Consider the following 7,791-nt stretch of genomic DNA (forward strand, 5'->3'; position numbering starts at 1 on the left):
GTCGTGACGAACCGGCACGAGCAGGGTTCCGGCTACGGCGCCGTCGGCTGGGCGCAGCAGACCGGACTCCCCGGTGTCGTGATCACCACGTCGGGTCCGGGGCTGCAGAACGCGATGAGCGCCGTGGGCACGGCGTTCTGCGAGTCGCGTCCGCTGATCGTGCTCTCCCCCGGCGTCGCCCGCGGCGCGGAGTTCGCCGATGTCGGCACCCTCCACGAGACGAAGGACGCCTCCGCGATGGTCGGCGCGATCGCCGAGTGGTCGCGCCGCGTGGGCTCGGCCGCCGAGGCGGTCGCGGCCGTGCACGAGGCGTTCGCACTGTTCCGCACCGGCCGTCCGAGGCCCGTGCACATCGAGGTGCCGCTGGACGTGCTCGAGGCGCCCGCGGGCGTTCCCGCGGCCGACCGCCGCCCCCGCCCCCTTCCCGCGCCCGAGGGCGGGGACACCGCGGCGGTCGCCGAGGCCGCCGCACTTCTCGCCACGGCGGAGCGGCCTGTCATCGTCGCAGGCGGAGGCGCGACACGTGCCGGCGCCACGCTCACCGCGCTCGCCGAACGCCTCGGCGCGCCCGTGCTGACCACCCTCAACGGCAAGGGCGCGGTCGACGAGCACCACCCGCTCGCGCTCGGCGCCAACCTGCGCCTCGCGGCGGCCCGCGCGGTCGCCGAGGAGGCCGACGTGCTCCTGGTGGTGGGATCCAAGCTCGGCGAGGCCGAGCTGTGGGCGCCGCGCCTGGAGGCCCGCGGCGCCGTGGTGCGCGTGGACATCGCCGCCGCGCAGCTCGCCAAGAACCTGGAACCGGCGGTCGGCATCCGCGGCGACGCCCGCGCCGTGCTGGAGCGGATCCTGGATGCCCTGCCCGCCACCGTGTCGCCGCCGCGCGCCCTCGACGAGGTGCGCGCGGCCATCCTGCAGGAGATCCGCGAGACCGCTCCGGCGACCGTCGCACTGGCCGAGGAGATCGCTTCGGCGCTCCCCGAGGACGCGATCGTCGCGGGCGACTCGTCTCAGATCGTCTACCTCGCGCTCGCGAACGTGCTCCGCCGCTCCGGCCCGCACGCGTTGCTCTACACCCCCACCTACGCGACGCTCGGCTACGGCCTTCCCGCGGCCATCGGCGCCCGCGTCGCGCAGCCTGAGCGGCCCGTCGTGGCCGTCGTAGGCGACGGCGCGCTGATGTTCGCGGTCAATGAGATCGTGACGGCCGTCGAGCAGCGCCTCGACCTCACGATCGTCTGCGTCGACAACGGCGGCTACGCCGAGATCCGCCAGAACGAGGTGGATCGGGGGATGACACCGGTCGGCGTCGACCTCGTGCAGCCGGACTGGCCCGCCCTCGCCCGCGCCTTCGGCGCCCACGGCGAGCGGGTCGACGCCGTCGACGAGCTCGCCCCCGCGATCCGCGCCGCGATCGCGGCCGGCGGCGTCCGGCTCGTGCACGTCGTGCAGCCCGCCCCGCATCCCGCCCCGGAAGAACAGAAGGACCGTCCATGACTACTCCGATCGGCCCCGTCGACGCCTCCCTGAACCCCCGCTACGCGGGCTTCGCCACCTTCGCCCGCCTGCCGCGGCTGGAGGAGGTCGACCACGCGGACATCGCCGTCGTCGGCGCCCCGTTCGACTCGGGCGTGAGCTACCGCCCCGGCACGCGGTTCGGACCGTCGCATGTGCGCGAGTCCTCGCGTCTGCTGCGCCCGTACAACCCGGCGCAGGACTTCTCCCCCTTCGCGCGGACGCAGGTCGTCGACGCCGGCGACATCGCGCTCAACCCGTTCGACATCACCGAGGCCGTGGAGGAGACCGACCGCGCCGTGACGGCCCTCGGCGAGCGCGTGTCGCGGATCGTGACGATCGGCGGGGACCACACGCTCGCCCTGCCGCTGCTGCGTTCGGTCGCCCGCACGCACGGGCCGGTCGCGGTGCTGCACTTCGACGCGCACCTGGACACCTGGGACACCTACTTCGGGGCGCCCATCACGCACGGCACCCCGTTCCGCCGCGCGAGCGAGGAGGGCCTCATCGACATGACGGCGAGCTGCCACGTCGGCACGCGCGGCCCGCTCTACGACAAGAGCGACCTCGAGGACGACGCCCGTCTCGGATTCAGCATCGTGACGAGCGAGGCGATCGAGGAGCACGGCGTCGAGGCCGCGATCGAGCGGATCCTGACCCGCATCGGCGACGCGCCGCTGTACGTCTCGATCGACATCGACGTGCTCGACCCCGCGCATGCGCCCGGCACCGGGACTCCCGAGGCCGGGGGCCTCACCAGCCGGGAGCTGCTGCGGATCTTGCGGAGCCTGCGCGACACGAACATCGTGGGCGCCGATGTCGTGGAGGTGTCACCGGCCTACGACCACGCGCAGATCACCGGCATCGCCGCGAGCCACGTCGTCTACGAGCTCATCACGCTGCTGTCGATGCAGATCGACCGCGACCGCTGATCCGACGCGGTGAGGGGACCGGTCGACGGCCGGTCCCCTCACTCGTTCAGGCCAGGGCGAAGTGCTCCAGCTCGGCCTGATCGAGCATCCGCGAGCGCGTGAGGAACCGCTTGCCGGTCGGCGACTCGACGCTGAAGCCGGATCCGCGCCCGTCGACGACGTCGATCGTGAGGTGCGTGTACTTCCAGTACTCGAACTGCGACGCCGACATGTAGACCGGAACCGTGGCGTCGAGGCCGACCTCGAGCTCGCCCAGCAGCACGTCGCCGGATCCGGTCAGGAACATCCCGACCGGGTAGCACATGGGTGCGGAGCCGTCGCAGCAGCCCCCGGACTGGTGGAACATCAGCGGACCGTGCTGCTCGGTGAGCGTCCTCAGCAGCGCCGCCGCCTCCTCCGAGACGTCGACGCGGTGGAAATCGGCCATCGCCACTCCTCTCATGAGTCCCCCTCCGGTCGTTGAGCGAGCCGAAGGCGAGACGAAACGCGGCGCCCTGGCGAGAGCCGCGTTTCGTCTCGGTCGCCTTCGGCGTCCTCGCTCAACGACCAGGCGGGAGGACGGATCCGGATCAGAAGAAGCCCATCGGCCCCTCGGCGTAGGAGACGAGGAGGTTCTTCGTCTGCTGGTAGTGATCGAGCATCATCTTGTGGTTCTCGCGCCCCACGCCCGACTGCTTGTACCCGCCGAACGCGGCGTGCGCCGGGTACTGGTGGTACGTGTTCGTCCAGACGCGGCCCGCCTCGATCGCGCGCCCGGCGCGGTACGCCGTGTCGCCGCTGCGGCTCCACACGCCGGCGCCGAGCCCGTAGAGGGTGTCGTTCGCGATCGAGATCGCGTCGTCGAAGTCGGAGAAGCTCGTGACCGAGAGCACGGGTCCGAAGATCTCCTCCTGGAAGATCCGCATGTCGTTGGTGCCCTCGAACACGGTCGGCGCGACGTAGTAGCCCTCGCTGAGATCGCCGCCCAGGTCGACCCTCTCCCCTCCGATGAGCAGCTTCGCGCCGCCCTGCTTCCCGATGTCGATGTAGCTGAGGATCTTCTCGAGCTGATCGTTCGACGCCTGTGCGCCGATCATCGTGGTGAGATCCAGCGGATTGCCCTGCACGACCTTCTTCACGCGCTCCAGGCCGTCGGCGAGGAAGCCGTCGTAGATCGAGCGCTGGATGAGCGCGCGCGACGGGCAGGTGCACACCTCGCCCTGGTTCAGCGCGAACATCGTGAAGCCCTCCAGCGCCTTGTCGTAGTACGGGTCGGCGGTCGAGCTCGCGACGTCCTCGAAGAAGACGTTGGGGCTCTTGCCCCCGAGCTCGAGGGTGACCGGGATCAGGTTCTGCGAGGCGTACTGCATGATCAGGCGGCCCGTCGTGGTCTCTCCGGTGAAGGCGACCTTGCGGATCCTCTTGTGCTGCGCGAGCGGGGCTCCGGCCTCGATGCCGAAGCCGTTGACGATGTTCACGACCCCGGCGGGCAGCAGGTCGCCGATGATCTCGAACAGGAACAGGATCGACGCGGGGGTCTGCTCGGCCGGCTTGATGACGACGCAGTTGCCCGCGGCGAGCGCCGGGGCGAGCTTCCACGTGGCCATGAGCAGCGGGAAGTTCCAGGGGATGATCTGCCCGACCACGCCGAGCGGCTCGTGGAAGTGGTACGCCACGGTGTTCTCGTCGAGCTGGCTGATCCCGCCCTCCTGCGCGCGCAGCACGCCGGCGAAGTAGCGGAAGTGATCCACGGCGAGCGGGATGTCGGCCGCGAGCGTCTCCCGCACGGGCTTGCCGTTCTCCCACGTCTCGGCGATCGCGATCGCCTCCAGGTTCTGCTCGATCCGGTCGGCGATCCTGTTCAGGACGTTGGCGCGCTCGGCGGGACTCGTCTTGCCCCAGCTCGCGAACGCCTTCCAGGCGACGTCGACGGCACGGTCGATGTCCTCGCTCGTGCCGCGTCCGACCTCGGTGAACGGCTTCCCGTTGACCGGGCTGACGTTCTCGAAGTACTGGCCCTTGACGGGTTCGACGAACTCGCCGCCGATGTAGTGCCCGTAGCGCGGGCGGTAGTTCGCGAGCGCGCCCGGCTGCCCCGGAGCTGCATAGGCGGTCGACACGCTCTCCTCGATGATGGTCATCGCGTCTCCTTCGACGTTCCGCGGCCGCATCGCCGCGCGGGTTGATGTGTGCCTCGACGCTAGGCGCGCGGACGTTGCGCCCCGGTGCGTCACGTTGCAACGGGTTGCGACCGCTGCCCGATGAGGCCGGCGCCCTTCGTCTCGTCGCTGCGCTCCTCGCTCAGGGACCGTTGCCTGGCCCGCTCCCACCGGTCCCTGAGCGAGCGAAGCGCCCGGTCCCTGAGCGAGCGAAGCGCCCGGTCCCTGAGCGAGCGAAGCGAGACGAAGGGCGGCCCGGATCCGGGTCAGGCCTGCTCGAGGCGCTCGATCCGGCCGACCAGGCCCGCCCGCTTCGGCGAGCGCGCGGGCAGCAGCTCCAGGCAGAGCCGCAGGATCTCGGCGTCCTCGGATCCCTCGGGGATCTCGGCGTACGACAGCAGCACGTCGATGCTGGCCTCGGTGCGCATCGTCTCGCGCAGGGTCGAGCGCACGGTCTCGCGGTACTCCTCCACGCCGGGCGAGGTCGAGTCCGGCAGCACGGGGCCGCGGTAGGCGGAGAGCGCCACCCGGTGCGCGCCCCGGTCGAGCAGCGACAGCACGTCCTGCGCGTCGGTCTCCAACGGCACGGGCAGCCGATAGGGGCGCGACTCTGGTACGAGCGCGGGCCAGATGCGCTCCAGCGCCTTCCGCAGGCGCACCATCTCCGGACGCAGCGTGTCGGCCGAGGATCCCTCACCGTAGACCAGTTCGGCGAGACGCTCGGCGGACAGGCCCTGCCGGTGCACGGCGAGCAGCAGCAGGATCTCGGCGTGCCGCGCGCTGAGCTCGACCGACCGCTCGCCGTCGCTCCCGGATACTTCGAGCCTGGCCCGATCCCGGCCCAGCACCCGCAGCGCGGCGCGGTCGGGCACCGGGCGCCGCCGCGGCGACGGGGCGGGGGCCGCGGGCGCGGCCCTGGCCCGCAGCCGCGCCACGAGCAGTTCGGCCTCGACCGCGCGGGCGGTGGCGTCGACCAGCATGCGCGCCTGCGGGCTCGCCGCTTCGGATCCGCCCGTCACGTCGATCACGCCGAGGATGCGCCGGTCCTCCGGGTCGAAGACGGGCGCGGCGGTGCAGGACCACGGCTGCACCAGGCGGTTGTAGTGCTCGGCGCCGTGGATCTGCACGGAGGCGCCCAGCTCGAGCGCGGTGCCGGGGGCGGAGGTGCCGACCGCGCGCTCCGACCAGTTCGCCCCTTCGACGAAGCCCATCTCGCCGGACAGGATCCGCTGGTTCAGGTCGCCCTCGACCCACAGCAGCCGACCGGCGTGGTCGCCGACCGCGACGATGACGCCCGCATCGTCAGCTGATCCGGGCAGCAGCAGCGCGCGGATGGTGTCCATCGCACCCGCGAGCGGATGCGCGCGCCGATAGGCGTCGAGAGCGTCCGCGGTGAAGTCGAGCGGAGGGAGCCCTTCGGCGCCGACCCTCTGGCGCCAGGACCGCTCCCACGACTCGCGCACGAGCGAGCGCACGTTCTGCAGCCTGCCGTCGGCGATGTTGCCCGCGACGAGCTCCTCGTGCGCGCGCTCGATGAGCAGCCGCGACGCGGCGGGCGCGGGCTCGCGGGAGGGCTGCCAGCCAGAGGACACAGGGTCTCCGATCATCGGCGACGGAGTGGGTCCAGTGTACGACCGCGGATCGGACGACGGACTGTGCCGCGCTGGGCACTACTGTGCGTCGCGTGGTAGTGTGCGGAACGACGCAGCCACGGGGCCGTGGCGGAGGAGGCGGAATGGATACGACGCAGCTGCTGAAGGGCGTGCTGGATCTCGCGGTGCTCGCCGTCGTGCGCGATGAGGACGGATACGGCTACGACATCGTGCGGCGCCTCCGCGACGCCGGCATCGGCGACGTCGGCGACGCCTCGGTCTACGGAACCCTGCGCCGGCTGTACTCCGGCGGGGCGCTCTCGAGCTATGTGGTGCCGTCCGACGGCGGGCCGCACCGCAAGTACTACGCGATCACCGCGCAGGGCAAGCACATGCTCGACGAGCAGATCGCGACCTGGTCGCACTTCGCCGTGGCGATGTCGGGGCTGCTCGCCCCGCACGTCCCTCCCTCGGTCGCCGCTCCGCCCGCCCCCGCCGCGGCAGCCGCTCCGCCCGGATCCGCCGCGGCCGCCGGCGCCGCAGCACCCGCCCTGTTCCATCCCCCCGCCGAACCCACCGGGATCCTCTCCGAAGGAGCGCAGCGATGAACGAGACCACCCTGGCCGCCGCGGAGCGGATCCGCGCCTTCGCCGATGCCGTCCGCGCGCAGCTCGCGGACCTGCCCGCCGAGGAGGTCGACGACCTCGTCGAAGGCCTCGTCGGCGACCTCACGGATCAGGCCGCGGACCACGACGGCGCCATCGAGCTGGGCGATCCGGCCGCGTATGCCGAGGAGCTGCGCTCCGCGGCGGGCCTGCCGGAGCGAGGCCCGGTCGTCGGCACGAAGACTCCGTGGCACAAGCGCCTCGCCGCGACGGCGGGACGCGTCGCGGGGCGAATCCGGACCTCTCGCGCGGGGGCCGAGATCCTGGGCATCCTGGGCGCTCTTCGGCCCCTGTGGTGGCTCGCTCGCGGATTCGGGATGTTCGCCGTGGTCAGCGTGCTGCTCGGCTTCGGGATCTGGACGATGCTCACGCAGGGATGGCCGGGGACGCGGATCCTCGCCTGGATCCTGCTGATCCTGTTGACGGTGCTCAGCGTGCAATGGGGACGCGGACGCTGGCTGCCGAAGAACGCGCTGAAGCACATCCGAACGGTCGCGAGCGTCATCGCCCTCCTCATCCTGCCGTTCGCCGCGGGTGCCCTCATCACCGCGGTGACGAATCATGGGAACTCGGTCGAGCGGTCGTACACCCAGCCGCTGGGCCTGTCGCTCGACGGCGACCGCGTCGTCAACCTCTTCGTCTACGACAAGGACGGCAAGCCGATCGAAGGTGCGCAGGTGTACACGAACCGCGGCACCCCGCTGAACCTCATGGGACGCGACAGCGCGCAGTTCGACAGCGCGGCGACGTACTGGGGCTTCGGTGACAGCGGCACCACGACCCTCCCCTATCGGGATGCGCAGGGGCGGCCGGTCTGGAACGTCTACCCCCTGCAGCTGGGCCGGCTCGACGAGTCGACGGGCCAGATCGACCCGTCGACGACGCTCACCCCCCAGCCTCCGTTCCTGCGCGCGCCGGATCGCGCGCTCACCGCCACGCCCGCGCCCTCACC

6 protein-coding genes and 1 pseudogene are annotated in these 7,791 nt (G+C 71.8%); 4 read left to right on the forward strand and 3 right to left on the reverse strand.

From position 1 onward, the window contains the following. Both B7X32_RS15895 and speB read left to right on the forward strand, forming a co-directional pair. Positions 1-1,494: thiamine pyrophosphate-dependent enzyme (locus B7X32_RS15895; protein ID WP_292721729.1), on the forward strand; the 1,494-nt coding region annotated here is incomplete at its 5' end. Continuing rightward, on the forward strand, positions 1,491-2,444 hold the full coding sequence (speB, locus tag B7X32_RS15900; protein WP_292721731.1) for an agmatinase: 954 nt from the start codon (positions 1,491-1,493) through the stop codon (positions 2,442-2,444). The genes B7X32_RS15895 and speB, both read left to right, overlap by 4 nt. A gap of 46 nt (positions 2,445-2,490) precedes the next feature. Here speB and B7X32_RS15905 read toward each other — a convergent pair whose 3' ends face one another. The 3 genes from B7X32_RS15905 to B7X32_RS15915 all read right to left on the reverse strand — a co-directional run bounded on the left by B7X32_RS15905 (position 2,491) and on the right by B7X32_RS15915 (position 6,174). Then, on the reverse strand, positions 2,491-2,871 hold the full coding sequence (locus B7X32_RS15905) for a DUF779 domain-containing protein (protein WP_292721733.1): 381 nt from the start codon (positions 2,869-2,871) through the stop codon (positions 2,491-2,493). A gap of 142 nt (positions 2,872-3,013) precedes the next feature. Beyond that, positions 3,014-4,564 (reverse strand): aldehyde dehydrogenase family protein, encoded by a 1,551-nt coding sequence (locus tag B7X32_RS15910; RefSeq protein WP_292721736.1) that lies wholly within the window; start codon positions 4,562-4,564, stop codon positions 3,014-3,016. A gap of 284 nt (positions 4,565-4,848) precedes the next feature. After that, positions 4,849-6,174: a helix-turn-helix domain-containing protein gene (locus B7X32_RS15915; RefSeq protein WP_292721739.1), complete on the reverse strand. Its 1,326-nt coding sequence runs from the start codon at positions 6,172-6,174 to the stop codon at positions 4,849-4,851. Between the two features lie 143 nt (positions 6,175-6,317). Here B7X32_RS15915 and B7X32_RS15920 point away from each other — a divergent pair. Both B7X32_RS15920 and B7X32_RS15925 read left to right on the forward strand, forming a co-directional pair. After that, positions 6,318-6,605, forward strand: a pseudogene (locus tag B7X32_RS15920) (PadR family transcriptional regulator); the annotation flags it as partial. 173 nt (positions 6,606-6,778) lie between these two features. Next, the coding region (locus B7X32_RS15925; protein WP_292721742.1) for a hypothetical protein at positions 6,779-7,791 on the forward strand (1,013 nt) is incomplete at its 3' end.

This window comes from Microbacterium sp. 13-71-7 (genome assembly GCF_002257455.1).
GTDB lineage: Bacteria > Actinomycetota > Actinomycetes > Actinomycetales > Microbacteriaceae > Microbacterium.